Genomic DNA, 24639 nt, shown 5'->3' with positions numbered 1-24639 from the left:
TTCAATGAGCTAACAATTTTGTATACTATAGCGTCAAACGTTTGACGTCAAACGATTGACAAAGTTTTCCGAATAATGAACGGAAATTTTCTTGTATCTCAAAAAATGGACTGTTATTCCTGTGTGTATACTGAGTTTTTCTCTACTAGAGTGCAGTGAATAGTTACATCTCCATTACTTGATAAAGCTGGCAGGGGAGCAGTGGTCTCAGGTAGCTCAAAACTATGCGGATCTTTATTTTCGATTAAACTAATCAGCTTGCAAGCTGCCCAATATCCCATTTCGTAGTGAGGAAGCTCCACAGTAGAAAGTTGGGGAGAAAGAGTTTCTGCTAAAACGCGGTGGTTATCCACACCCACCACCTGTATATCTTTACCAATTGTCAGGCCTTTGCGTGCAGCAGTGTCATACACGTACCAAGCGCGTGCATCATTAAAGCAGAAGAATCCGTCAGGCTTGTGCGTATCCATCAAGGCGCGTACTTTACTTAACGCGTCGTCGTTGTGATGCACTTGAATAGCTAAATCCTTATCAAAAGGAAGTCCTGCTTCATGCAGAGCCTTTTTATATCCTTCTAATCGTAAACCTTCAGCAAGCATAGGCTCTTCACAACCAATATAGGCAATGCGCGTGCAACCTGCGGCAATCAAATGCTTTGTGGCATCGTAACCAATAGAAACTTCATCTGGAACTATGCCAGTGCGGTGCACAGAAGCAAAAGAATCTTTCTGTGCAGTTGAATCGCTCATAGCATCGGTAGCATTAACCAAAATCGTATGATAATCGCGTAGACTATCTGGAACGATTGCTCGGCGATTCGACATTTTAGCAATAAAGAATCCATCTACACCATAACGTTGAAGAGCGGTTATCTCTGTTTCTTCGTTTGATGCTCCGTCCGTAGACACGGTCATAATCACATATCCATACTTGCTGGCGGCATCTTGAGCGCCTAAAATCATAAGACCTGCATAGGGTGTGGTTGCTACCTCTTCGCTGAGGAAGCCTAAAATATGCGTTTGGCTGGTGCGCAATCCGCGCGCCATCAGGTTAGGAGAGTAGCCGAGATCTTTGGCAATCTTTCGGATTTTTTCCGCGATAGCAGGTTTGATACGTCCAGAATCACGATTATTCAAAACCAGCGAGACGGTAGAGATGGAAACACCTGCAATCTGTGAAATCTCTTTCATTGTCGTCATTGAATCTATCCTTACAAGGCTTGTCTCTTCGTTGAACTGGCGCTTCTGGTCAGACTCGTTACGAGTCTGCTTGAATATCCTTTTGCATGATACATGGCACTGAAAACCTTCACATGGGTGAGTCGCGTCCCGCACAGTTTCTTATATTGATTATGGGTGTCATCCCTTCTGAATCGAGGAATAACGCCCATAATCAAATACTTTTAGCCAATCAAGCTGTTAATCAAGCTGCTCAGAAGAAGCCATCTGAGCAGTCATGCCCTTGTTAATATGCTTCTTCAGAGGGTCTCCATCAACGTCCTGAGTATCTTTCTTAATAATAATCAAGCCGTAAACGAACGCTATAAAGGTAATAGCTGTCATAACCATAAAAGTAGTGGTGCTGCCTGTGCTATCGAGCAAGTAACCCAACGGGGTAGAGAAGATAATCTGACCGCCCTGAGAAGCAAACTGGAAACCAACCAAGTAGAGCGTAGCAGACATCTTCGTGTTGTAATGCAAAGTGAAGTAGCGCATAGCAGGCAAAACTGTAAATGGCATCTGCAAAGCGTGCATCATGCGGTCTGCAGAGAGCAGATAAATGTTATTTCCCATAAGAAGAACAAGACCAATGCGAGCAAACATAACGAAACCGCCCAAAAGCAGAGAGTTACGCACGCCAATTTTTTCCATAATGATTGGAGCCAAAGCCATGCACGCTGCTTCTAAGAACACCTGAACGCCGTTAATAACAGCATATGTATCCGTTCCCACAACAGAATCAGAGAACTGATCAACATAGTAGGAAGGGAACATTTGCTGGTCGAAAACGTTATAGAAAGAGTTCGTGAACAGCATGAAGGCCATAATAATCCATACTTCTGGCATGCGCAGAACGCCTAAAATATCATGCAAAGATGGGGTAGTAGCAGCCTGCGATGTTGAGCCTGCTTCCTGATGCATAAGCTCGCGCTGTTCTTGTGGAATCCAGAAGGTGTAAATAGCCAAAACGCCTACTGCAAAGAATGATCCTAACCAGAAAATAAGTAATGGATGAATGGTGGAAGCTACGCCAGCAAAAAGAGCTACGATAGCATAGCCTAATGAACCCCATGCGCGGGTTTGACCGAATACAAAGTTGAATTTACGTGAGCATTTTTCGCCGATTGCCTCGACGAGCGAGTTACCAGCAATAAAGCCTGCGGATAGTACTACGGCGCCCACAAGAATACCAATAAAACGTACCGCTCCAGGGGTGCTCAACATAGGCGCATAGATGAAGGTGACGAACGGTCCAATAAGCGCTGCAATAGTGGATACTGCAATAATAAGATGACGACGAATACCCAACTGGTCTTGAACTGCACCGTACACGAGGAGAAGGATAAGGGTGACTAATGAGTTGGTAGAGTAAATCTGACCAACTTCGGTTGCGCTGAGATGAACACTCTCCTTTAACCAAATACGGAAGAATGACCACCAAATTCCATAGGCGCAGAAGAACAGGAAAATGCCGGCCGAATTTTGCAAGTAGGACGGATTTTTCCACATGGGTAAACTACGTTGTTTCATTTTTCGCTCTCGTTTCTGTTTCATTTTAGCGAGTGTGAACACTTGTGCTAAAAGCCCAAACAGACTTTATACTAAGCATTCAAACGATTGACGTCAAACGATTGAAATTAGTTTTTCTGGGAAAGAAAACCAATATGGGGGATATTGCTGGAAATGGACATATGATATGTTCGTTTTGTGCTGTTATATATCTTTATTCGTGTTAGATTTCGAACGGGTTCGAAGCATGAAAAATAGCTGATTATAGGGAAAGGCTATATATTTGTTCGTTCGTTCACCTTTAGGGCAGTGAACGACTGTGATAAATTGCACATTTGACACATTGTGAGACGAAAATATGAGAAAGCAAGTTAACGGTGCTGACTTACGTGATATGGGGAAGTGATTACTGGCTAGTGTGATGCTGATGGGACTTTGCTTCACTACATCTGGAGAGAAAGCAAAGCTGATACAGTGCGTGTGATTTTAGTGGGTGTTTTATTCTTTGGATTCCTGTGGCAGGTCGGAGCGCTTGGTCGGTTCGTGAAATATGCTTTGCATTAGCACTTCACGATTCACACATGTATGAGGACTTTAATCACTCTTAAAAGTGCGCGTGTGCGTTGTTAGCGCTCGGCGCTAGCAACTTCTACGTAGTCGCGAGCGAGAATTGAGAGGGTTTTTCGAGCGCACATGTTGTCAGCGTTCCATGCCCACAACTTCCACGCACCTACAATCTACAAAACCTACAAAACCCCGGTAAATCGAACGAACCAGAAAAAGTAATTCCAGCAGCAACCAATCCCATATCTGATTCCAATATCCGATTCCATACCAATCCAGGGTTGTGCTTCCCAGCAAAGAAAACCTCCTTCATCTGCTCAAGAGCAAAAGAAGGAGGTCCCAATAAATCAATATAAATCAATAAACGTTATGCATAAGCTATATGCTCACCAATAACGCTTTTGCAATATTTACTCGTTAATCTCAGCGAAGTGCAAGAGAGTACGAATCATGTTGCAGGTGAAGCCATACTCGTTGTCGTAGAATGCTACGGTCTGAACGAGCTGCTTGTCGCCAGCAGTGTTTACTACGGTCTGAGTTGGATCGAATACGCCACCGTGGGTGTCGCCGATAATATCGGACGACACGATGCCGTCCTCATTGTAGCCGTAGTACTCAGTGTCGGAGAATGCTTCCTTGAATGCTGCGTTGATCTCGTCAGCAGTTACCTTCTCGCGAAGCTGAGTGGTGAGCTCAGTGATGGATCCATCTGGAACCTGAACGCGCTGTGCGTGACCCTGGAACTTGCCGTCTACGGAAGGAACAACCTTACCAATAGCCTTAGCCGCACCAGTGCTGTGAGGAATGGTATTCACAGCAGCTGCGCGGTTGTTGCGACCGTTCTTGTTGCGAGGGCCATCGAGGATCATCTGAGTACCGGTGTAAGCGTGGATAGTGGTCATGAAGCCAACTTCGATGCCCCACTTCTCATCGAGAAGCTTAACCATTGCAGCCATAGAGTTGGTGGTGCAAGAACCTGCGGAAACAATTGCATCTGCTGGGGTCAAGATGTCGTGGTTTACACCGTATACAACGGTAGGAGTGGTGTCGTCCTTAGCAGGAGCGGAGATAAGAACCTTCTTAGCGCCTGCATCCAAGTGAGCCTGGGATTTCTCAGCAGAAGTGTAGAAGCCGGTGCACTCAAGAACGTACTCAACACCATCATTCTTTACCCATGGGATATCCTTAGCATCGCGTTCTGCGTATACTGGATATTCCTTACCGTCAACCACGAGAGCAGTGTCAGTTGCGGAAATCTCATATGCAGTGCCATCGTCATGCTTGAATGGACCCTGGCTGCTGTCGTACTTGAGCAGGTAAGCGAGCATGGATGGGGTGGTCAAATCGTTGATTGCTGCAACATCGATGTCACCAGCTGCACCGCCACGGTTCTGAAGCTCGAGAATACGACGGAATGCGAGACGACCGATACGGCCGAAACCGTTAATACCAATCTTTACTGTCATTTAATACTTCCTTATTAACTGTGCCGTGATTTATATTCTGTTATATACATCACGAAATGAGGCTTATTGCCAACGTGTTTTATTTTAATGTGCGCTATGTACTGAGTGAATCGTGTCGCATAGTTTTACGCTGCGTGCTTACCTCGGCGAGGTGTTGAAACTGTCTGCATATTCAAATGTTCAGACTTCTGTGTCTGCACTGCTCCGAAATCGCCGTCCTCTATCACATGACTATCTACGAGAGGAGATGGTGCCTCACTCGGATACATAATAACGAGCGATCCACCATCAACAGCAATCAAAGCAGGAGTATCAGGTAAAAATTCGTTACTCAATCCTACAGGATTAATACTGCTCATTTCAACGTCATCAAGAGTGTATTTCAAACCTTCTAACGACACATGAGCACAGGTGCTGGAATACGAAAAAACAGACAGCGGTCGCCTACTCGCAACATATCCTGCAGGAAAACGCAAAACAGAGTCAGTAATAACAGTGCAAATCATATGGTCAGCATGCATAAAAGCAATCCCGCCATGCGCTGCAATTTTTGCGGCCAACTGAATGTTTGCAAAACTGTGGTCCATCCGACCGCCAAAAACGCCGTAAAATTCGAAACTACGAATGCCGAGCTGCCAAGCGTAACGCACAGCAGCCATCATATCGGAGTCATCTTTCTCTGCAGGCAATTCAATCATGCGTGTAGAAGCAGAAACAGAATAATCATCGACAACTGAATCCATATCTCCAATAAAAGCGTGAGGAGTAACGCCTAAAGCTGTTACGTGGTCGTAGCCGCCGTCAGCAGCAATAACATAAGCATTCGCTGGAATAAAAGGCATTTCATCGAAATACTCACCTGCGCCAAAAATAACTGCTTTTTTAGCTCTACGGAAACTCGACTGCTTATTGCTAGAAATGCTCATATGTCTAGTATACGGTGGGTGTATGAGTAATGAAGCAAATACAGTAGCAAGCAATGACGATGCAAACTCGCGCGTGGCTTATTTTGCAGGCGGGTGTTTCTGGGGTTTGGAGGAATACTTCAAGAAAGTTCAGGGAGTTATAACGACCCGTGTTGGATACGCAAACTCAAGTGTTGTGAACCCGAGCTATGAACAGGTCTGTTCAGGCGCTACGGGAGCAGCTGAAACTGTTGAAGTTCTCTACGATCCTGACCTCGTTAGTTTGCGCGTGCTTACCCTGTTATTCCTCGACGTGATTGATCCATGGAGTGTAAACCGTCAAGGGAATGATGTTGGTGCTCAATATCATTCAGGCTTGTATCTGTATGGTAGCGATGAACAGCAGCAAGAGCAGAAAGACGTTTTTCGCACCGCTATCGCTCAGTTAGAAGCTCGGGAGCAGCTCTCCGGCAAGGAATGCGCAGTTGAGGTTGTTCCTCTGCAGAACTTTTATGCTGCTGAAGACTATCATCAAGATTATCTTGACAAGAATCCTCAAGGATACTGTCATATTTCTGTGCAAGCCATGTTGCGTGTTCCTCAGCGACAGAAATATATTGAGCGCATTTGGCAGCTAAGCAATTTGAGTTATGCAGTTACGCAAAATGCAGACACTGAGCGACCTTTTGCGAATGCTTATGACCGCACTTTTGAACCGGGAATTTATGTTGATATTGTTTCGCGCAAACCGCTGTTTGTGTCGTCAACAAAGTTTGATTCCGGTTGTGGCTGGCCGTCGTTTAGTAAGCCAATTAATAACGATGATCTTGTTGAAGTTGCTGATTACTCGCTCTTTGGTCGTTCGCACATAGAAGTGCGTGCAAAAGATTCAGACATTCATTTGGGACACGTTTTTACTGACGGTCCGCAGGATATGGGAGGGCTGCGTTACTGCATGAACTCCGCTTCCTTGGAGTTTATTCCGCTTGAGGATTTGGAAGAAAAAGGATATGGCGATTTGATTGAGCTCGTGCTTCAGGGCGAGAACTGATTGCTGAGATAGCGCAGGATAGTAAAAGATAGCGCGAGATAGTACATAGCGCTTTTTCTGCTTTCTTCGCGTGCTTTTTTACTTTCTTTTTTGCTGCTTGGTATGACGGATAGGTACGTGTTATGCCTAGCAGCTGTTTTTGGACATTGATTCTGGTGATTTTTCACAGCCGCGCATGTACGTTCGCGCGCAACGTGCGTAACAGCGGCTTTCGTGAGTAAAAATGCGCTGTTCGGCGTTGTAGAACAGGACGGATGCGTACTCATCGTGTGCAATAGCAGATGAGCTAGGTAACATAATCGTTACATAAAAATTCTTGTAAGATAACAGCCCGTGTATAAAATAGCGTTTTACATGTTGAGATAAAGAAGAATTAAGGAGGATATATGGCTGCCAAAAGCGTTCATGTTGGCGAGAATATTGAAAATCCACTTGTTGAACTCAGCCATGTAGAGAAGCATTACGGCGATTTGCATGTACTTAAGAATATCAATCTTAAGGTAGGCAAGGGTCAAGTAATGGTGGTTTTGGGACCATCTGGTTCTGGTAAATCAACTATGTGTCGCACTATTAACCGCTTGGAAACCATCGACTCAGGTGTTATTCGTATTGATGGTGAACCTCTTCCAGAAGAAGGCAGAGATTTGGCGAACCTGCGTGCAGAAGTGGGTATGGTATTCCAGCAGTTCAACCTGTTTGCAAACAAGACGATTTTGCAGAACGTCGCTTTGGCTCCTATGAAGGTGCGTCATATTGCTAAGCAAGAAGCTGAAGATGAAGCTATGGAGTTGCTCGCTCGCGTAGGCGTAGATTCCCAGGCAGCAAAAATGCCTGCACAGCTTTCCGGTGGTCAGCAGCAGCGTGTAGCTATTGCTCGCGCTTTGGCTATGCATCCTAAGGTTATGCTTTTCGATGAGCCAACCTCGGCACTCGATCCAGAAATGGTGAACGAAGTTCTCGACACTATGACCGAGCTGGCACACGAAGGTATGACCATGATTTGCGTAACCCACGAAATGGGCTTCGCTCGCAAGGTTGCCGACAATATTGTCTTTATGGCAGACGGCAAGATTTTGGAAGCAGGCACGCCTGAAGAGTTCTTCGAAAACCCTCAAACAGATCGTGCAAAGGACTTCCTGTCTAAGATTCTTAAGCACTAAAGCGGGGCAGGAGTTATGAAGAAGTTTATTCATAAAGCTCTGGCAACGGCTTTAACCGTTGTTAGCGTGGCGTCGCTGGCTGCGTGCTCAACGTCCTCCAGCAGCGATGACCGCAAAATTACTATTGGTATTAAATTCGATCAGCCAGGTGTGGGCTTTAAGAAGGGTGGCACCTACACAGGTTTCGATGTGTCTGTAGCGCGCTATATTGCCAACTACATGGGCTACGAAGATTATCAGATTGAATGGAAAGAAGCCCCATCGAAGCAGCGCGAAGCTATGCTGCAAAATAATGATGTCGACATGATTTTGGCTTCGTATTCCATTACCGACGACCGTAAGAAAACCGTTGATTTTGCAGGTCCATATTTGGTCGCAGGTCAGGATTTGCTCGTGCGTTCCGACAACACCACCATTAAGGGACCAAATGATTTAAACGGTAAGCGTTTGTGCTCGGTAACCGGTTCTACCTCGGCTGTCGTTATTAAGGAAAAGTATTCCGATAAGGTTCAGCTTATGGAACAGCCTGGCTACGCTGAGTGTGCAACTGCTTTGTTCTCGGGCATTGTAGACGCCGTAACCACCGATAATATTATTTTGGCTGGTTTGGCTGCCAACTCCCGCGGTCGCTTAAAGCTCGTGAACGCGCCATTTACTCAGGAATATTATGGCGTAGGTATTCACAAAGGCAATACTGGTTTAGCTCAGCAAATTAACGCTGCTATTAAAGAAATGGTTAGCTCGGGTGCATGGCAGAAAGCTATTGAAGATAACACCCGTGGCACTGGTTTCTCTCCAGATAAGGAATATAATCCACCAAAAGCAACCGAGGGGGAGGGAAAGTAATGAACGACATTCTTAATCTGTTCACTGAATACGATGTCGTCGGCGCTTTCTGGGTGAATATTACGCTCACCTTCTGGTCGGCTGTTATCGCCACAATTTTGGGTGTTTTGCTCATTATGATGCGCATTAGCCCAATCTCGTCCTTGCGCGGTTTTGCAGCAGGATACACGGAATTCTTTAAGAATATGCCGCTGACCATCATTATGGTGTTTATGGTTTTGGGTGTGTTCGGTCAGCTCAAAGTGTGCTTCTCCGACACCTTCGCTATTAACTTCTTCTGGTTGTCTGTGGTTGGTTTGGGTGTGTATACGGCTGCATTCGTGTGCGAATCTTTGCGCAGCGGTATTAATACTGTGCCGGTTGGTCAGGCAGAAGCATCGCGTGCACTCGGTCTCACCTTTATGCAGTCTGCAACGCAGATTATTTTACCTCAGGCTATCCGCGGTTCCGTGGCGCCTTTAGGAAATACTTTGATTGCTTTGCTTAAGAACTCGACTGTAGCGGCTGCAGCGTCTGTAGCTACAGAAACATCGAGTTTAATGAGCAGTATGATTGAGTTCCATTCGCAGCATATTATTGCTATCTTCCTTATTTTTGCGATTGGCTATCTCATTTTGATTATTCCTATTGGTTTGCTCACCACATATTTGTCTAACAGATTGGCGGTGCGTCGATGAAAAATCAAGATACTTCTACAAAACTGCTTTTCGACGAGCCAGGTCCACGCGGTCGTCGCCGTATTCGTATCCTCAACTGGGTGGCTATTGTTCTTATTGCACTGTTCGTCGTCTCCATTTTGATGCGACTGCATAACCCTCCTCAGGGCGAAAACCAGCTGTCCTGGCAGCTGTGGCAGCCAGCTTTGGAACTCGAAGCATGGACGGATTTCTATCTGCCAGGTTTGGGCCTTACTTTGGGCGCTTCGGTTACCGGTATTATTGGCTCGCTTATTTTTGGCTTGTTCTTTGGTGTGCTGCGTTTGTTACCAAACGTTATTTTGCGCTCCATCGCCGGCCTGATCGTTGAGTTCTGCCGTGCAGTTCCAGTGCTTATTATGATGGTCTTCTTCTGGCGTTGGTTCGCCGGCATCGGCATTAAGCACTCGTCCTATTACTCGGTTGTGCTCGCTTTGATTTTGTATAACGGTTCCGTTATCGCAGAGCTTGTACGCTCGGGTGTAGGAAATCTGCCAGGAGGCCAGCGCGAAGCATCTTTGGCTTTGGGCTTAACACGCACTCAGGCGCTTATGAGCATTGAAGTGCCTCAGGCTATTTACGCTATGTTGCCAGCAACGGTTACACAGCTTGTGGTTGCTTTAAAGGATACCGCTTTAGGTTCGATTATTCTGTACACCGATTTGTTGCAGGAATCTCGCCGACTTGGCTCCATGTACTTCAATATTTTGCAGACGCTGACTGTTGCAGCCGTTGTCTACTTTATTGTGTGCTGGATCGTATCGCGTATTGCAGAAGCCTTGCCTCACTGGATGGCTAACCACACCTCGGGTGCTGTGGAAGAAGAAGTTGTGCCTCCAATCGCAGTTATGGATGCAACAAACCGTAACCAGATTAAGGCAGCAAAAACTCCTCGACCATTCGGTGGTACGCAATCTGTGTATCCAGATCACTTCCATGGTTCACACGCCCACAACGAGCACTGGGCTCATAACCACTACGTTGAGCAGGAGAATCTGGATCACCCACACCATTATCGTGAGGAAGCTAAGAAATACACGAAAGAGGCCATGCAAGCCCTTGGTTTAAAGAAGAAACCAAAGAAGGATGAGCCTAAGAAGTAACAGCTCCACGATGCTCCTGTTGTCTTGCTAAGCGCGAGAGGGCAGGAGCATCTGCTTTTGTCTAGGCTTATGGTAATATTGTCAAGGCTTGAGAAATCAAGAAAGTGGAATTTCCCACCTGGAAGTTTTTTGTGACTTCGGGTTCAGACTTAGGTCGCACTGCACGCAGGTGCTACTAAGAGCATCGGATTCTTTACAAGAATTTATATGCCGCATCTGTATGCAGGTAGACACAGGTCTCTGGGATGTACCCACGCATAGTTTTACGAATGGAGACATCATCACTGAACCGCGTATTAACGATGAAATTCGCACACCACAGCTGCGCCTGATTGGACCTAAGGGTGAACAGGTGGGCGTTGTTGCCACTTCAGTCGCTCTCAATCTTGCTCGCGAAGCAAATTTGGATTTGGTTGAAGTTGCACCTAATGCAAAGCCACCGGTGGCTAAACTCATCGACTATGGTAAGTACAAGTACAACGAAAAGATTAAGGCTCGCGAAGCACGCCGCAACCAAAGCACTGCTGAGGTTAAGGAGATTCGTTTCCGCCTTAAGATTGACGATCATGATTTTGAAGTGAAGAAGGGTCACGTTGAGCGATTCCTTAATGGTGGCGACAAAGTGAAAGTCACTATTATGCTTCGTGGACGTGAGCAGTCTCGTCCAGTTGGAGGCGTGGAACTTCTACAGCGTTTGGCTGACGAAGTTCAGGAGTCTGGCTCCATTGAATCACGTCCTCGTCAGGATGGTCGCAACATTATCATGGTGCTCGCACCAAAGGGCAAGAAAGTTCAGACTCAGTCTGAGCAGCGCCGACGTGGTGCAGAGTCTCGTGCAGAGCGTCAAGCACGTCAAGCCGCTCGTCTGAACGCGAAGCGTGAAGCTCAGACACAAGCTGTGGCTGAAGCAGAAAGCAAGCTGGCAGACGCAACTGCGAACAAGACTTCTTCCCAGAAGACGACAAGCAAGGAGGGCAGCAATGCCTAAGATGAAAAGTAACTCCGCTGCATCTAAGCGAATCCGCGTGACTGGTTCCGGTAAGCTCATGCAGGCAGGTTCTGCAATGCGCCACAACTTGGAGCACAAGAGCGCACGTAAGCGTCGTGCTTTGAAGGCAGACCAGGTACTCGCACCAGCACAGAGCAAGAAGCTCAAGAGCATGATCGCTAAGTAAGCGCGTGCTGGATTAGGATTTTTTAGAAAGCAGAGGAAATACTATGGCACGTGTAAAGCGCGCAGTTAATGCTCACAAGAAGCGTCGTGTTGTTCTCGAACGCGCTAGCGGTTATCGCGGTCAGCGTTCTCGCCTTTACCGCAAGGCAAAGGAACAGCTCCTTCACTCATTTAACTACAACTTCCGCGACCGTAAGGCTCGCAAGGGTGACTTCCGCAAGCTGTGGATTACCCGTATTAATGTTGCAGTTCGTGCTGAAGGCATTACATACAACCGCTTCATCCAGGGCCTTCGCCTTGCAGGCATCGAACTCGATCGCCGTGCATTGGCGGAGCTCGCTGTAAGCGATGCAGAAACCTTCAAGGCAATTGTGGAGCAGGCAAAGGCAGCTCTTCCAGCTGATGTGAACGCTCCAGTTGAGGCTTAAGTAGCACTCAAGAATTACTTGGCTTAACCTGTAAGTAAACGGAACCTCCGCACAGTTTTCTGCGCGGAGGTTCCGTGTAGAGTAGCACATATGAGTTTTGAGCAGCAGATCGAACAATTTAGCGTTCATATTGGCGTGGAACGCGGTTTATCGCCCGCAACAGTTAGCGCCTATCAATCAGATCTCAATAAATATATAACGTGGCTTACATCGCGAGGCATCGAAAAAGCGGAAGAAATTCACCGTGAGGATATAGAGCAATTTATCACCTCTCTCAGTGGCATGAGCGCTCGAAGTATTGCGCGATCTTTAGCCTCTATCCATGAATTTCATAAGTTCCTCAGCGCAGAAGGTATTGTTCCTGCAGATGTTTCTCAAGGAGTAAAAGCGCCAAAAGTAGGCAGTTCCTTGCCGAACGTTCTCACTATCGATGAAGTATCTCGCATAATCGACGTTGCAGCTCAGTCAGCGCAAACGGGCGATCCGGTTAGTATCCGTGACCGCGCACTTTTGGAGTTTATGTACGCCTCAGCTGCACGTGTTACCGAAACTGTTGGTTTAGATTTAACTAATCTCGATCTTAACGATCGTGTGGCTCGTTTACTCGGAAAAGGTGATAAACAACGCCTCGTACCGCTAGGATCATATGCTTGTGAAGCGCTCAGCGAGTATCTTGCAACTGGGCGTGAACAGTTAGCGCTGAAATCTAAAACAGGCATAGAGCAGCGCGCAGTTTTTCTCAATAAACGAGGTAAAAGGTTATCCCGTCAAAGCGTGTGGGAAATCGTTAAACAGTATGCAGCTCTAGCTCAGGTACATAAAGATATTCATCCGCATACGCTGCGTCATTCGTGTGCTACGCATCTTGTTCAGGGGGGAGCAGACGTGCGTACAGTACAGGAATTACTAGGTCACGCATCGGTTACCACAACGCAAATCTATACGCATGTTTCCCCGCAAACACTTATAGAAAGCTATATTTTATCGCATCCTCGAGCGCGCTAAAGTTCTGCAAAGTTGTCTGCAAAACTTTATTCATATCACTTATCTGCTCGCATATCCCACGAAAATAGTATGATGGAAAGTAAGAGATGAGAGAAAGTTACTGGTAGATATGAATACTTTTGTGAAAAAATGTGTAAATCTAGCGCCAGGTATGGCGATAAGTTTGGTGATTGGTCTTGCTGCGTGGGTTTTAGGCAAGTTTCTGCCAGAAATTGGCGGACCTATTTTTGCAATATTGCTCGGAATGCTTATTGCTTTAGCATGGAAAAAGAAGGGCGCTGCAGCATCCGGTATTAGTTTTACCTCGAAATACGTTCTGCAAACAGCGGTAGCTCTTCTTGGTTTTGGATTAAATCTTGCTGTTGTTGCTCAAACTGGATGGCAGTCTTTGCCTATTATTGTAGTAACGATTACGGTTGCTCTCGTTTTGGCATGGCTGATGAGTAAAGCGCTACGAATGACCTCTAATACAGCCATTTTGATTGGTGTCGGCTCCTCTATTTGCGGAGGTTCGGCAATTGCCGCCACAGCTCCCGTTATTAAAGCGCGTGATGAAGAAGTAGCACAATCAATTTCTGTTATTTTTCTTTTTAACGTTATTGCTGCTTTGCTCTTCCCGCTGCTGGGTATGGCGTGCGGTATGAGTACGACCTCGGGAGAGGTTTTCGGTATTTTCTCTGGAACGGCAGTCAACGATACTTCGTCTGTTACAGCTGCAGCGGCTACGTGGGACACTATGTGGCGCTTGGGATCTGCGACTTTAGATAAAGCTGTCACCGTGAAGCTCACTCGTACTCTAGCCATTATTCCTATCACCTTAGTTTTGGCTATTCTCGTGCAACGCAAACAAGCTGCGCAAGAGGGGAGTGAATCGAAGTCTACTTTTTCCTTAAAGCGCGCCTTCCCACAGTTTATTCTCTGGTTTATTGTAGCATCTCTTATCACCACTCTTGCAGGATTCATGGGTGTTGCTCCTGAATCATTTAACCTGCTCAAAGAGCTGTCTAAGTTCTTTGTGATTATGGCGATGGCTGCGATTGGCTTGAACAGCGATCTAGTTCATCTGATTAAGACTGGCGGAAAACCACTGCTTTTGGGCGCTGTATGTTGGATTGGTATTACTATATCGAGTTTGCTGATGATGATTGCGCTAGGATTACTATAAGAGCAAGTATTTAGCGAACGATTGCATATGCGGTCTTGTGACCTGATGGTTGGAGACCGCATTATTTATGCTGTTTTAAGTAGAACGGGTGACATAGATACGAAAATACAAAGTTTTTGCAACACGTTTCTGACAACGTTTGCAAAATAAAAAAATGTAGTGCATAATGGTGTTATCCGTTTTACGGTGTTCATCGCAGAAGATGATGACGGAAAGATATTCGATATGTGGCACGCATATCGGGAGGAGGATTCGATGATGAATCGAGTATTGAAGTCAACAGTAGCAGTAACTGCAGTGGCAGCAATGTCTTTGGGAGCATTGGCAGCATGTGGTAATTCGAGTGCTTCCGATAATGGCAAGGGTAAGGTGTACTTCCTTAACTTCAAGCCAGAAAATGCAGACCAGTGGAAGCAGCTTGCTAAGGACTATACCAAGGAGACTGGCGTTCAGGTAAAGGTTCAGAACGCAGCTTCTGGTACATACGAACAGACTTTGAAGTCCGAAATTGCAAAGAGCGAAGCTCCAACTTTGTTCCAGGTAAACGGCCCAGTAGGCTACCAGAACTGGAAGAAGTACACTGCAGACCTGTCCAAGACTTACTTGTACGATCAGCTTGTCGATAAGGACACTGCATTAAAGGATGGTGATAAGGTTGTTGGTGTTCCTTACGTAACTGAGACCTACGGCATCATCTACAACAAGGACATCTTGAACAAGTACTTCGCTTTGTCGGATGCAGCAGTGAAGTCCGCAGAAGAAATCAATAGCTTCGACAAGCTCAAGGAAGTTGCTGACGGTATTCAAAAGCACAAGGATGAACTCGGCGTAGACGGTGCCTTCACCTCTGCAGGTTTCGATTCCAGCTCTGACTGGCGCTTTAAGACTCACTTGGCTAACCTGCCTCTGTACTACGAATTCCAGAAGGATAAGGTAACCGAGCAGCCTGCAACAGTAAAGGGTACATATCTGAAGAACTTCAAGAACATCTTCGATCTGTACATTACCGATTCCACCACTCCAAAGACTCAGCTGAGCTCCAAGACTGGTGACGACGCAAACTCTGAGTTCGCTCTCGGAAAGGCTGCTTTCTACCAGAATGGTACATGGGCATGGTCCGATCTAAAGAAGGCGGGCATGAGTGCTGACTCCCTCGGCATGATGCCAATCTACATCGGTGTTGACGGTGAAGAAAACCAGGGTCTGACCACTGGTTCCGAAAACTACTGGTGCATTAACGACAAGGCATCCGATAAGGATAAGAAGGCTACTGAAGACTTCCTCAAGTGGGTTATTAGCTCTGACGAAGGTAAGAAGTCGATGACTGAAGACATGGGCTTCACTGTTCCATTCAAGACCTTCGCTGACTCCACTCCAGACAACCCATTGGTCAAGATTGCAGTAGAAGATGCTAGCTCTGGCAAGAAGCCAGTTTCGTGGAACTTCACCTTCATGCCTTCCGAAACATGGAAGAACAACCTCGGTAGCGCAATGCTTGAATATGCACAGGGCACCGGGAACTGGGATGCTGTGAAGACAGCATTCGTTGATGGTTGGAAGACTGAATACGATGCTTCGCACTAAATGTTGTGAGAAGTAACTAGCTCTCTGTTAAATCCTGAGTCTCCTTTTTGGGAGGGGGCTCAGGATTTTTTTATTGGTGAGGGAGACTTTGCGGGCTTTGGTAATTATTCAACCTCTGCGTCTGAGCATTAGAAACTGCATTAAAGGTTCTTTGTTTTTTGGGAGAGCAGGTGCGTGGAGGTTGTGAGCGCGGTGCGCTGACAATGTGTGCGCTCGAAAAACTCTCTCAGCCCTCGCCCATGCGTAAATCATGGAACGCTATACCAAGTCATGCTTCACGCATCACTCAAGTTCCTACGCACCGCGATAATAACCAAATGGAATAAGCCAACCCCAATCAAATCCCACGAAATTCAAAGCCCTCCTAAAATCCAAAGAACCGCTTTCGCGTAAGTCTACGAACTGATTATCTAAAGCAAAGCCCGTCCGCACAATACTGCAGACGGGCTATCTGTATGAGCGCTAAAATGTGTAATTACGCGCGAGGTCGGGAAGTAGAGGAGCGCACAATAAGCTCAGCCTTTTCTACTACAAAAGTCTCGTCAATCTCTTTGCTGTCAATCAGCTCTAATGCCATGCGTGCAGCCTTGCGAGCCATATCCACTGGGTTCTGGCGAATTGTTGTTAATCCCAAATCTGCGCTATACGAACCATCATCAAATCCCACAATCGACACGTCATGCGGAATGTGAATGCCACTACGTTCGAGTAAGAATTGCAGAGGGATGGCAATACCGTCTTCCTGACATGCAATAGCTGTTGGCAGCGGATCCATAGCAAGAACTTGAGAAGCCACATCACTAATATTGTATTGCCCATTCTCACTAATCTCGCATGCAATACTGCGAATGCGTACTCCGTGATCTTTGCAATAGTTCATAAACGAATCGATACGATTTTGCACAGAGAAGTGCAAAGAAACTTCACGATGTGTATTCACATACACAATCTCTTTGTGTCCTAGTTGAATCAAATGCCGAGCAGCAATCTCAGATCCATGAATATCATCAATGTTAATAGCGGCGGTGAAACCGAGCTCCTCAGAGTTGTCGGCATTAATACCAATAATAGGAACCCCGATGGAATTGAGCTGTTCTACCTCGTCGCGGTCAATACTGAAAGATGAAACAATAACAGCATCCGCATTGCGTCGCACAGGCAGAGTTTGGAAAAACTCTTTGCGCTCATCAATGCTACCAATCTGGAACACAGAAACGTCATAGCCGGCTTCATGAAAAATCTCGTTAAGTCCCTCAAAAACCGAAGAAATGAACCATAAATTCATTTTGCCGCTCATCAGCAGCGCAATGCGTAATGACTTCCCGGATTTCAAAGCTGCTGCTGAACGCGATAGAGAAAAATGCATCTGTGCAGCAATGGCAAGAATGCGGTCACGGGTTTTTGCCGATACTAAATCCGGTCTAGTGAACGCGCGAGAAACGGTGGACGTGGATACGCCTGCAGCCTCTGCTACATCCTGAATAGTGTGTTCCATGCTTCTAACCTCCGTACTAAAAGTAGCATATTGCACAGTGAATGCGAACGCACCCCAACGCGACTACAAACGTTTGCAATAATCTATCAATTAAGAATGTGCACAGTCTATGTGCATGTTATTTCTTTTATTATACGTCATAAACGCCGAAATATAGCGAAAATTACAAAGTCAATTGTATATGCTTCTTGCATTCATACGCAATTTTGTTTAAAATATCTTGCGCGACATATTGCAATAAATTTGACATTCTATGCAAACGATGTCTATTATAGTTTTACTGTTTAAATCTGCCATGCTTGACCACAGCGGAGTGCGAGCGGTGCACAATACTAATGCATAGAGGCAGGGCAGTATTTCGAAGGAGGAGAGCCATATGGCAGTAGATATGGTCGGAAAAGCAGTCAGAAAGTGGTGGGGCTTGTTTGCGCTTCCCACATTCCTGGCCTTTATTGTTGGCTTTATTGTGCCATTCATTATGGGTGTGTACTTAAGCTTGTGTGAATTTACAACAGTAACTGATGGTGAGTTTGTAGGCTTCAAAAACTACGCGAAAGCTTTAGCAGATAAAGAATTCCTTCACGCTCTCGGATTCTCTGCAGCCTTTACAGTAGTTACTACCATTGCTATTAATGTTATTGCTTTTGCTATCGCTTATATGCTTACTCGAGCAATCAAGGGTTCATCGTTATACCGTTCCGCACTGTTTATGCCAAACCTTATCGGCGGTATTGTGCTCGGTTATATTTGGTTGCTCTTACTCAACGGTATTCTTGCTCACTGGGGTCGCGCATTAACCTACTCAGGTGTGTACGGTTTCTGGGGTTTGGTGCTGGTGGTTAGTTGGCAGCAAATTGGTTATATGATGATTATTTATATCGCTGGTTTGCAATCCTTATCATCCGATGTTATTGAAGCTGCAGCAGTAGATGGTGCAACAGGAATGCAAACAATGTTCCGTATTATTATTCCTTTGATGATGCCATCGATTACTGTGTGCTCCTTCTTAACAGTAACCAACGGCTTTAAGCTTTATGATCAGAACTTAGCATTGACTAACGGCGCTCCAAGTAATATGTCTGAAGGCTTGGCAATGAATATTACCCGCACCTTCTATGGACGTATGGGTTGGGAAGGTGTAGGCCAAGCTAAAGCGGTTCTCTTCTTTATCTTGGTTGCAGTTATTGCCTTGATCCAAAACAGACTCACCACAAGCAAGGAGGTGCAGGCATAATGAATAGCAATAATACGGTCAAGCACAGTGGATTCTGGTCTGCATTCTTCGCTGTTCTCAGCTTATTGTGGATTTTCCCTATTGTTCTGGTATTCATCAACTCCTTCAAGCAGAAGGCATATATTTCCGAAAACGCTTTCTCTCTCCCTACGAGTAAATCCTTTGTGGGGCTTGAGAACTATACGCGCGGTATTGAAACCACGAACCTCTTCACCTCGTTTGGATGGACCTTCTTTATTACAGTGGGAGCGGTTACGCTGATTCTTCTGTGCACCTCCATGTGCGCATGGTGGATTGTGCGCGTAGACAATTGGGTAGCTAAACTGCTCTACACCCTGTTCCTGTTCAATATGATTGTGCCATTCCAAATGGTGATGTTTACTCTTTCGAAGTTTGTCGATATGCTTAAGCTGAACACTCCTTGGGGTTTGTGGTTCATCTACTTGGGTTTCGGAGCTGGTCTCGCGGTATTCATCTTCACTGGTGTTATTAAGGGTATTCCAAAGTCCTTGGAAGAATCAGCAATGATTGACGGAGCATCAGTGCCACGCACATTCTTCCAGATTGTTGTGCCAATTATGAAGCCATCGATTATCTCTGTAGCAATTTTGGAAGCTATGTGGATTTGGAATGACTACCTCTTGCCATACTTGACCTTGGATATTGAAAAATACAAGACTATTTCGGTAGCAGTACAGTATCTCAAGGGAGGCTACGGCTCGATTGATATGGGCTCAATGATGGCATGCCTCGTTTTGGCGATTATTCCAATTATTATCTTCTACCTCGCTTGCCAGAAGTACATTGTTAGCGGTGTTATGGCAGGTGCAGTTAAGGGATAAACTAGATTATTGCATCACGCTCAGGAGCGTAGGGAGAGCTATCCTTACGCTCCTGAACATATAGGGCAATGCATAACGAAGTACAGTTACAAGAGCAGTGAGCTAAGAACCAGAAATCCCAGAACTAGAAGTATTAGAAGCAGAGGAGATAGGCAATGAATTGGTTATCGCCAGATTCCAAGTTTATGGAAGCATGGAATAATACTACAGACGGTATTCTTATTAATCTGCTTATGTTACTGACTTCAGTTCCGCTTGTTACCATAGGAGCTGCCTTAGCTGCAGGTAACGAAACTGCGCGCAAAATGCTGCAAGGAGAGGGAAACTCGGTGGTGCGCACTTACTGGGCGTCATACAAATCCAACCTCGGTAAAGCAACACTATTATGGTTACCATATTTACTCACTGGCATTACTTTGTTTGGTATGTGGGCTTTTTTGCATGAACCTTGGGCTATGGTAATAGAGATTTTCCTCAGTATTATGTGGGTTCTTGGTTTTGAATGGACTTTTGCTGTTCAAGCCCGTTTTGATAATACGGTTGCGCGCACATGGCTTAACGCTTTTGTTTTTGCATTGAGCAATCCGCTTTTTACTGCACTTTTGATTATTATTGACGTTGCTTTTATTTTTATTATTGTGGGAACTGTTATGTATCTTTCTCCTGTACTCTTTCTCGTGATTGTTTTTGGGTACGGAAGTATGCTCATGCTTCATGTGCCCTTTACTGAGCGAGCTTTTTCTCGCTATATTCAATAAAATGTAGTGTTATTAACATATCTGAGACAATCACAGTAACAACCACAAGAGCTTTCGCCTAGACGTGCTAATCTAATAACATGCCAACAGATCTTTTGGGTCGAGAGTACGAAACTTTCCCCGCACCGAAAACACTGGAACAACACGGTCCTGCTCGAATTATTGCTATGTGCAATCAAAAAGGTGGAGTGGGTAAAACAACCAGTAGTGTCAACATTGCTGGTGCGCTTAGTCAGTATGGTAGGCGAGTTCTTGTTGTGGATTTCGATCCACAGGGTGCGGCATCAGTTGCATTAGGTGTGAACGCAAACAAAGTGCCTAATACTATTTATACGGCTATGTTTAACTCGAGCATGGATGTGCATGACGTTATTCAACACACCCGTTTTCCAGATTTGGATGTTATTCCAGCAAATATCGATTTGTCTGCTGCCGAAGTTCAGCTCGTCACTGAAGTAGGTCGTGAACAGGTGTTGGCATCTGTTCTACGCCAGGTGCGTAACGAATACGATCTGATTTTAATTGACTGCCAACCATCATTAGGTTTACTTACTGTTAACGCTCTCACAGCCGCAGACGGAGTCATTATTCCTGTAGCTGCAGAGTTCTTCGCCTTACGTGGTGTAGCCTTGCTGATGGATTCCATAGAAAAAGTAAAAAGCCGTATTAATCCTCAACTGGAAGTTTACGGCGTTTTAATGACCATGTATACGCGCACTTTGCACGCTGAAGAGGTAGTCCAGCGAATTTATGATGCCTTCCCAGGTAAGGTTTTCCACACAGTTATTTCGCGTTCTATTAAAATTGCTGACGCATCGGTGGCAGCAAAACCAATAACCATGTTTTCTCCTCAGCATGCTACAGCGAAGGAATATCGTGAAGTAGCTCGCGAAATTGTGGCTCAAGGAATTGTTGCCTAGTTTTCAGGCTGTGCGTAGGTAAGGTAAGCGGTGGCTGAAAGTTTTCACGTCGATCTTGAGGAATATCAAGGTCTTTTTGACGTACTTCTCAGTCTCGTCAGCCAAAGGCAGTTAGAGCTTACTCAGATCTCATTATCTGCTGTTACTGAGGAATTCGTAGCCTACATTAAACAGCTGGATATGCGCGATAATGCTGACCAAGTCAGCTCATTTATCGATGTTGCATCGATTTTGATTGAAGCGAAATCCGCGCAGCTTATACCTCGTGAGCAAGCGGATGAAGATTTTGAAGCACACCTTGAAGCCTTGCAGCAACGCGATTTGCTGTTCGCTCGTCTGTTACAGTATCGCGCCTTCAAAACAGCAGGCGAGGAGTTCCGTCGCAGTTTTGCCGCTCATTCAGGACGCTTCGCTCATCCGGGAACGTTGACTCAGGCTTTGGCACAGCTTATACCAGAAGTAGAGATGACGTTGTCTCTTGATGATTTAGCCCGTTTAGCAGCTCATGTTGTTGCCGATGCTCCTGCGAGTGAGGTATCTGTGTCCCAGCTACACGTTCCTCTGGTTGATTTGCGGATGCAAGCAGGTATTGTACGTGAACGTTTGCGTTTAGCAGGAGATAGAGCAGATGTTACTTTTGCTGAACTGATTAGTGATGCAAAGGAAAAGATTGAAGTAGTGGCTCGTTTTCTTGCTATTTTGGCTTTCTTTAAGCAGGGAGTTGTGCAGCTCAAACAGGCACAACCTTTTGATGATTTGCATGTTCGTTGGCTTAACGAGATGGATACGGCCGAAACAGTGGATGTGGTGGCGATTTCTGAAGGAGATTTTGCATGAGTACCGATACCTCTACCGCACTTCATACCGCCAGCGCAGAGCGCTCAGAACTGCATAGTGCCCTAGAAGCAGTGCTTATGGTTACTGATCATCCGTTAGAATCCGCAGAACTTGTAAATATTATGCGTGATGCAGGTTTTATTAGCGGAACGGATAATGATATTGCTACTGCTATCGAGGAGTGCTTCGAGTACTTAGCACAGGAATATACACAGCAAAACCGCGGTTTCGAATTGCATCATAATCTACAAGGCTGGCAGTTAGTCAATGCCCAAGAATTTGAGCAAGTCGTGGCTCATTTTATTGCTGATGGTCAAACAGCACGTCTATCTCAAGCAGCCTTAGAAACCCTCGCTATTATTGCCTATAAACAGCCGATGACGCGCGCTCAAGTCAGTGGTATTCGTGGTGTAAGCTCAGACGGTGTTATTCGTTCTCTAACTGTGCACGGTCTTATCCGAGAGCAGGGAAGCGATGAACAAAGTCATGCAGCCCTGCTCGTAACAACCGGTCTTTTTCTCGACAAAATGGGCATTCAATCTTTAGAAGAATTACCAAGTTTAGCGCCGTTCTTGCCTGAATCTGTTCTTGCACAAACTGAACAAGAATAATCACCTTCTTTTTATCTTCTCTCTATCTTTTCCGTATCGCGTGCTGTGTCTGCGTGAAAGCGTACACTTGTAAAGGTTTGTGTCTCGCGCACGAGCGCTTGACTCTCAATAAGCTTTTTCAATCAGCTAATAAAGAGGTAATGAATGGCAATTCGCTCTAATATCCGTAATGTGGCAATTGTTGCACACGTAGATCATGGTAAAACTACGCTGGTGAACGCAATGCTTCAGCAGTCTAACGTCTTCTCTGAGCGTGAAGAAGTTCCAGATCGCGTCATGGATTCTGGCGATATCGAGCGCGAGAAGGGTATTACTATTCTCGCGAAGAATACCGCTATTCATTACAATGGTCCAGCAGCTCAGGCTTTGGGCGAGAGCGATGGTATTGTTATTAACGTAGTCGACACTCCTGGTCACGCCGATTTCGGTGGCGAGGTAGAGCGCGGTATTTCTATGGTTGACGGCGTTGTTCTGCTCGTCGACGCTTCGGAAGGTCCATTGCCTCAGACGCGTTTTGTGCTGCGTAAGGCTTTGGAAGCTAAGCTGCCAGTTATTTTGGCTATAAATAAGACTGATCGTCCAGATGCTCGTATTAGCGAAGTCGTATCCGAAGCAACAGATTTGCTGCTCGGTTTGGCTCAGGACGTTGTCGAAGAGGGTGTGGATCTCGATTTGGATTCTCTGCTCGATCTGCCAGTTATTTACTGCGCTGCTAAGGCAGGACGTTCCAGCGTGAACCAGCCAGCAGATGGTGACGTTCCAGATAACGATAACCTCGAGCCTCTCTTCGAAATGATTGTGAAGAACATTCCTGCTCCTCACTACAACGAAGATACTCCTTTGCAGGCTCACGTCACCAATATCGATGCGTCAGATTATTTGGGACGTTTAGGTTTGGTTCGTATTTACTCCGGAGAGCTGCTTAAAGGTAAGCAGTATGGATTGGCACGAACAGATGGCAAGATTGTTAACTTTAAGTTGACCGAGATTTTGCGCACCGAAGGCTTGGACCGCGTTCCAGCAGAAAGCGCTGGCCCTGGCGACATCGTTGCTATTGCAGGTGTGGACGATATTATGATTGGCGAGACCATCGTCGATCCTCAAGATCCACAGCCATTGCCACTCATTCACGTGGATGAGCCAGCAATTTCCATGACTTTCGGTACAAACGATTCGCCTTTGGCTGGTACTGAGGGCAAGGATCACAAGCTGACCGCTCGTATGCTCAAGGACCGTTTGGATAAGGAACTGATTGGTAACGTGTCCATTCAGGTTATCGATACTGACCGTCCAGATGTATGGGAAGTTCGCGGTCGCGGTGAATTGGCTTTGGCTGTTTTGGCTGAAGAGATGCGTCGTGAAGGCTTCGAACTGACTGTGGGTCGCCCACAAGTTGTGACGCGCACTGTTGACGGCAAGGTTATGGAGCCATTCGAGCACTCGACTATCGATGTGCCAGAAGAGTACATGGGCGCTGTAACCCAGTTGATGGCTGCGCGTAAGGGACGTATGGATTCTATGACGAACCACGGCTCTGGTTGGGTGCGTATGGAGTTTACTGTTCCAAGCCGCGGATTGATTGGCTTTAGAACCCAGTTGCTGTCAAGCACTCGTGGAACAGGTATTGCATCCTCGATTTCTGCTGGCTACGATGAGTGGGCTGGCGAGATTGTGGTTCGTCAGAACGGTTCTATGGTTGCCGATCGTCAGGGTAAAGCTAGCCCATATGCTATGCAGAAGTTGCAGGCTCGCGGTAACTTCTTCGTGCAGCCACAGTCCCCAGTATATGAGGGTCAGGTTGTGGGCGTTACTGGTAAGCCAGGCGACTTGGACATTAACATTACGCTGGAAAAGCATATGACGAATATGCGTTCTGCAACAGCAGATGTTCTCGAAACCTTAACTCCGCCAATTCAGATGAGCTTGGAAGAGTCCTTGGACTTTGCGAACGATGATGAGTGCGTAGAAGTAACACCTGAATCCATTCGCGTGCGCAAGATTATTCTTAGCCGCGATGCTTGGTACAAGTGGCATGCTCAGCAACGTCGTCAGTCTAAGCAGAAGTAA

At 46.0% G+C, this 24639-nt stretch carries 24 protein-coding genes; 18 read left to right on the top strand and 6 right to left on the bottom strand.

Annotation, left to right across the window (positions count from 1 at the left end):
* Window positions 1-113: 113 nt before the first annotated feature.
* The 4 genes from HMPREF2909_RS05785 to HMPREF2909_RS05770 form a co-directional block, all read right to left on the bottom strand.
* Window positions 114-1199: a LacI family DNA-binding transcriptional regulator gene (locus HMPREF2909_RS05785; protein ID WP_071415555.1), complete on the bottom strand. Its 1086-nt coding sequence runs from the start codon at window positions 1197-1199 to the stop codon at window positions 114-116.
* Between the two features lie 219 nt (window positions 1200-1418).
* Window positions 1419-2750 (bottom strand): oligosaccharide MFS transporter, encoded by a 1332-nt coding sequence (locus HMPREF2909_RS05780; protein WP_071415554.1) that lies wholly within the window; start codon window positions 2748-2750, stop codon window positions 1419-1421.
* A gap of 953 nt (window positions 2751-3703) precedes the next feature.
* Entirely contained in the window at window positions 3704-4759 is a 1056-nt protein-coding gene (gene gap, locus HMPREF2909_RS05775) for a type I glyceraldehyde-3-phosphate dehydrogenase (protein ID WP_071415553.1), read from the bottom strand.
* A gap of 125 nt (window positions 4760-4884) precedes the next feature.
* Window positions 4885-5685, bottom strand: coding sequence for a thiamine diphosphokinase (locus tag HMPREF2909_RS05770; protein WP_071415552.1), 801 nt, complete (start codon window positions 5683-5685; stop codon window positions 4885-4887).
* A 22-nt stretch (window positions 5686-5707) separates the two neighbouring features.
* Here HMPREF2909_RS05770 and msrA point away from each other — a divergent pair, with 22 nt between their 5' ends.
* The 11 genes from msrA (at window position 5708) to HMPREF2909_RS05715 (ending at window position 15875) form a co-directional block, all read left to right on the top strand.
* Entirely contained in the window at window positions 5708-6715 is a 1008-nt protein-coding gene (msrA, locus tag HMPREF2909_RS05765) for a peptide-methionine (S)-S-oxide reductase MsrA (protein ID WP_071415551.1), read from the top strand.
* Window positions 6716-7101: 386 nt separating this feature from the next.
* Entirely contained in the window at window positions 7102-7875 is a 774-nt protein-coding gene (locus HMPREF2909_RS05760; protein WP_071415550.1) for an amino acid ABC transporter ATP-binding protein, read from the top strand.
* A 15-nt stretch (window positions 7876-7890) separates the two neighbouring features.
* Window positions 7891-8721, top strand: coding sequence for a glutamate ABC transporter substrate-binding protein (locus tag HMPREF2909_RS05755; RefSeq protein WP_071415549.1), 831 nt, complete (start codon window positions 7891-7893; stop codon window positions 8719-8721).
* On the top strand, window positions 8721-9398 hold the full coding sequence (locus HMPREF2909_RS05750) for an amino acid ABC transporter permease (RefSeq protein WP_071415548.1): 678 nt from the start codon (window positions 8721-8723) through the stop codon (window positions 9396-9398). Before HMPREF2909_RS05755 ends, HMPREF2909_RS05750 begins: the two co-directional genes overlap by 1 nt.
* The gene (locus HMPREF2909_RS05745; protein ID WP_071415547.1) at window positions 9395-10519 is read left to right on the top strand and encodes an amino acid ABC transporter permease; all 1125 of its coding nucleotides are present in this window, start codon (window positions 9395-9397) and stop codon (window positions 10517-10519) included. Before HMPREF2909_RS05750 ends, HMPREF2909_RS05745 begins: the two co-directional genes overlap by 4 nt.
* Before the next feature lie 220 nt (window positions 10520-10739).
* Window positions 10740-11507: a translation initiation factor IF-3 gene (gene infC, locus HMPREF2909_RS05740; RefSeq protein ID WP_021618215.1), complete on the top strand. Its 768-nt coding sequence runs from the start codon at window positions 10740-10742 to the stop codon at window positions 11505-11507.
* On the top strand, window positions 11500-11694 hold the full coding sequence (gene rpmI, locus HMPREF2909_RS05735; protein WP_021618216.1) for a 50S ribosomal protein L35: 195 nt from the start codon (window positions 11500-11502) through the stop codon (window positions 11692-11694). The genes infC and rpmI overlap by 8 nt, the downstream gene beginning before the upstream one ends.
* A 43-nt stretch (window positions 11695-11737) precedes the next feature.
* Entirely contained in the window at window positions 11738-12121 is a 384-nt protein-coding gene (rplT, locus tag HMPREF2909_RS05730) for a 50S ribosomal protein L20 (RefSeq protein ID WP_021618217.1), read from the top strand.
* Between the two features lie 90 nt (window positions 12122-12211).
* Window positions 12212-13126 carry a site-specific tyrosine recombinase XerD gene (gene xerD, locus HMPREF2909_RS05725; protein ID WP_071415546.1) on the top strand — a complete coding sequence of 305 codons (915 nt, stop codon included), beginning with the start codon at window positions 12212-12214 and terminating at the stop codon, window positions 13124-13126.
* Window positions 13127-13277: 151 nt separating this feature from the next.
* Window positions 13278-14291, top strand: a complete 1014-nt coding sequence (locus HMPREF2909_RS05720; protein WP_210387877.1) for a YeiH family protein — start codon at window positions 13278-13280, stop codon at window positions 14289-14291.
* Between the two features lie 255 nt (window positions 14292-14546).
* Window positions 14547-15875, top strand: a complete 1329-nt coding sequence (locus HMPREF2909_RS05715) for an ABC transporter substrate-binding protein (protein ID WP_071415544.1) — start codon at window positions 14547-14549, stop codon at window positions 15873-15875.
* 294 nt (window positions 15876-16169) lie between these two features.
* Here the strand turns inward: HMPREF2909_RS05715 and HMPREF2909_RS09180 are convergent, their stop codons facing one another.
* Window positions 16170-16307, bottom strand: coding sequence for a hypothetical protein (locus HMPREF2909_RS09180; RefSeq protein WP_168165268.1), 138 nt, complete (start codon window positions 16305-16307; stop codon window positions 16170-16172).
* A gap of 43 nt (window positions 16308-16350) precedes the next feature.
* Complete coding sequence (locus HMPREF2909_RS05710) at window positions 16351-17370, bottom strand: LacI family DNA-binding transcriptional regulator (protein WP_071415543.1); 1020 nt, start codon at window positions 17368-17370, stop codon at window positions 16351-16353.
* Between the two features lie 376 nt (window positions 17371-17746).
* Here HMPREF2909_RS05710 and HMPREF2909_RS05705 point away from each other — a divergent pair, with 376 nt between their 5' ends.
* From HMPREF2909_RS05705 to typA, 7 genes are all read left to right on the top strand, one after another.
* Entirely contained in the window at window positions 17747-18604 is an 858-nt protein-coding gene (locus tag HMPREF2909_RS05705) for a carbohydrate ABC transporter permease (protein WP_071415542.1), read from the top strand.
* Window positions 18604-19446 carry a carbohydrate ABC transporter permease gene (locus tag HMPREF2909_RS05700; RefSeq protein ID WP_021618224.1) on the top strand — a complete coding sequence of 281 codons (843 nt, stop codon included), beginning with the start codon at window positions 18604-18606 and terminating at the stop codon, window positions 19444-19446. The genes HMPREF2909_RS05705 and HMPREF2909_RS05700 overlap by 1 nt, the downstream gene beginning before the upstream one ends.
* A gap of 155 nt (window positions 19447-19601) precedes the next feature.
* The gene (locus HMPREF2909_RS05695; RefSeq protein ID WP_071415541.1) at window positions 19602-20204 is read left to right on the top strand and encodes a DUF624 domain-containing protein; all 603 of its coding nucleotides are present in this window, start codon (window positions 19602-19604) and stop codon (window positions 20202-20204) included.
* Window positions 20205-20284: 80 nt separating this feature from the next.
* Window positions 20285-21124 (top strand): ParA family protein, encoded by an 840-nt coding sequence (locus HMPREF2909_RS05690; RefSeq protein WP_021618226.1) that lies wholly within the window; start codon window positions 20285-20287, stop codon window positions 21122-21124.
* Window positions 21125-21154: 30 nt separating this feature from the next.
* The gene (locus HMPREF2909_RS05685) at window positions 21155-21961 is read left to right on the top strand and encodes a segregation and condensation protein A (RefSeq protein WP_071415540.1); all 807 of its coding nucleotides are present in this window, start codon (window positions 21155-21157) and stop codon (window positions 21959-21961) included.
* Entirely contained in the window at window positions 21958-22572 is a 615-nt protein-coding gene (scpB, locus tag HMPREF2909_RS05680; protein WP_021618228.1) for an SMC-Scp complex subunit ScpB, read from the top strand. The genes HMPREF2909_RS05685 and scpB overlap by 4 nt, the downstream gene beginning before the upstream one ends.
* A gap of 144 nt (window positions 22573-22716) precedes the next feature.
* Window positions 22717-24639: a translational GTPase TypA gene (gene typA, locus HMPREF2909_RS05675; RefSeq protein ID WP_022856314.1), complete on the top strand. Its 1923-nt coding sequence runs from the start codon at window positions 22717-22719 to the stop codon at window positions 24637-24639.

The organism is Alloscardovia sp. HMSC034E08, from assembly GCF_001813415.1.
Classification (GTDB): domain Bacteria; phylum Actinomycetota; class Actinomycetes; order Actinomycetales; family Bifidobacteriaceae; genus Alloscardovia; species Alloscardovia omnicolens.
Note: the sequence above shows the minus strand (reverse complement) of the source record. Positions and strands in the feature narration are given on the sequence as shown.

Coding starts and splice junctions, on each gene's coding strand:
- HMPREF2909_RS05760 (WP_071415550.1), top strand. CDS start 7,102: ATGGCTGCCAAAAGCGTTCATGTTGGCGAGAATATTGAAAATCCACTT.
- msrA (WP_071415551.1), top strand. CDS start 5,708: ATGAGTAATGAAGCAAATACAGTAGCAAGCAATGACGATGCAAACTCG.
- HMPREF2909_RS05700 (WP_021618224.1), top strand. CDS start 18,604: ATGAATAGCAATAATACGGTCAAGCACAGTGGATTCTGGTCTGCATTC.
- HMPREF2909_RS05785 (WP_071415555.1), bottom strand. CDS start 1,199: ATGACGACAATGAAAGAGATTTCACAGATTGCAGGTGTTTCCATCTCT.
- HMPREF2909_RS05705 (WP_071415542.1), top strand. CDS start 17,747: ATGGCAGTAGATATGGTCGGAAAAGCAGTCAGAAAGTGGTGGGGCTTG.
- gap (WP_071415553.1), bottom strand. CDS start 4,759: ATGACAGTAAAGATTGGTATTAACGGTTTCGGCCGTATCGGTCGTCTC.
- HMPREF2909_RS05715 (WP_071415544.1), top strand. CDS start 14,547: ATGATGAATCGAGTATTGAAGTCAACAGTAGCAGTAACTGCAGTGGCA.
- HMPREF2909_RS05720 (WP_210387877.1), top strand. CDS start 13,278: ATGGCGATAAGTTTGGTGATTGGTCTTGCTGCGTGGGTTTTAGGCAAG.
- HMPREF2909_RS05755 (WP_071415549.1), top strand. CDS start 7,891: ATGAAGAAGTTTATTCATAAAGCTCTGGCAACGGCTTTAACCGTTGTT.
- HMPREF2909_RS05770 (WP_071415552.1), bottom strand. CDS start 5,685: ATGAGCATTTCTAGCAATAAGCAGTCGAGTTTCCGTAGAGCTAAAAAA.
- infC (WP_021618215.1), top strand. CDS start 10,740: ATGCAGGTAGACACAGGTCTCTGGGATGTACCCACGCATAGTTTTACG.
- rplT (WP_021618217.1), top strand. CDS start 11,738: ATGGCACGTGTAAAGCGCGCAGTTAATGCTCACAAGAAGCGTCGTGTT.
- rpmI (WP_021618216.1), top strand. CDS start 11,500: ATGCCTAAGATGAAAAGTAACTCCGCTGCATCTAAGCGAATCCGCGTG.
- HMPREF2909_RS05745 (WP_071415547.1), top strand. CDS start 9,395: ATGAAAAATCAAGATACTTCTACAAAACTGCTTTTCGACGAGCCAGGT.
- xerD (WP_071415546.1), top strand. CDS start 12,212: ATGAGTTTTGAGCAGCAGATCGAACAATTTAGCGTTCATATTGGCGTG.
- HMPREF2909_RS05695 (WP_071415541.1), top strand. CDS start 19,602: ATGAATTGGTTATCGCCAGATTCCAAGTTTATGGAAGCATGGAATAAT.
- typA (WP_022856314.1), top strand. CDS start 22,717: ATGGCAATTCGCTCTAATATCCGTAATGTGGCAATTGTTGCACACGTA.
- HMPREF2909_RS05750 (WP_071415548.1), top strand. CDS start 8,721: ATGAACGACATTCTTAATCTGTTCACTGAATACGATGTCGTCGGCGCT.
- HMPREF2909_RS05690 (WP_021618226.1), top strand. CDS start 20,285: ATGCCAACAGATCTTTTGGGTCGAGAGTACGAAACTTTCCCCGCACCG.
- scpB (WP_021618228.1), top strand. CDS start 21,958: ATGAGTACCGATACCTCTACCGCACTTCATACCGCCAGCGCAGAGCGC.
- HMPREF2909_RS05780 (WP_071415554.1), bottom strand. CDS start 2,750: ATGAAACAACGTAGTTTACCCATGTGGAAAAATCCGTCCTACTTGCAA.
- HMPREF2909_RS05710 (WP_071415543.1), bottom strand. CDS start 17,370: ATGGAACACACTATTCAGGATGTAGCAGAGGCTGCAGGCGTATCCACG.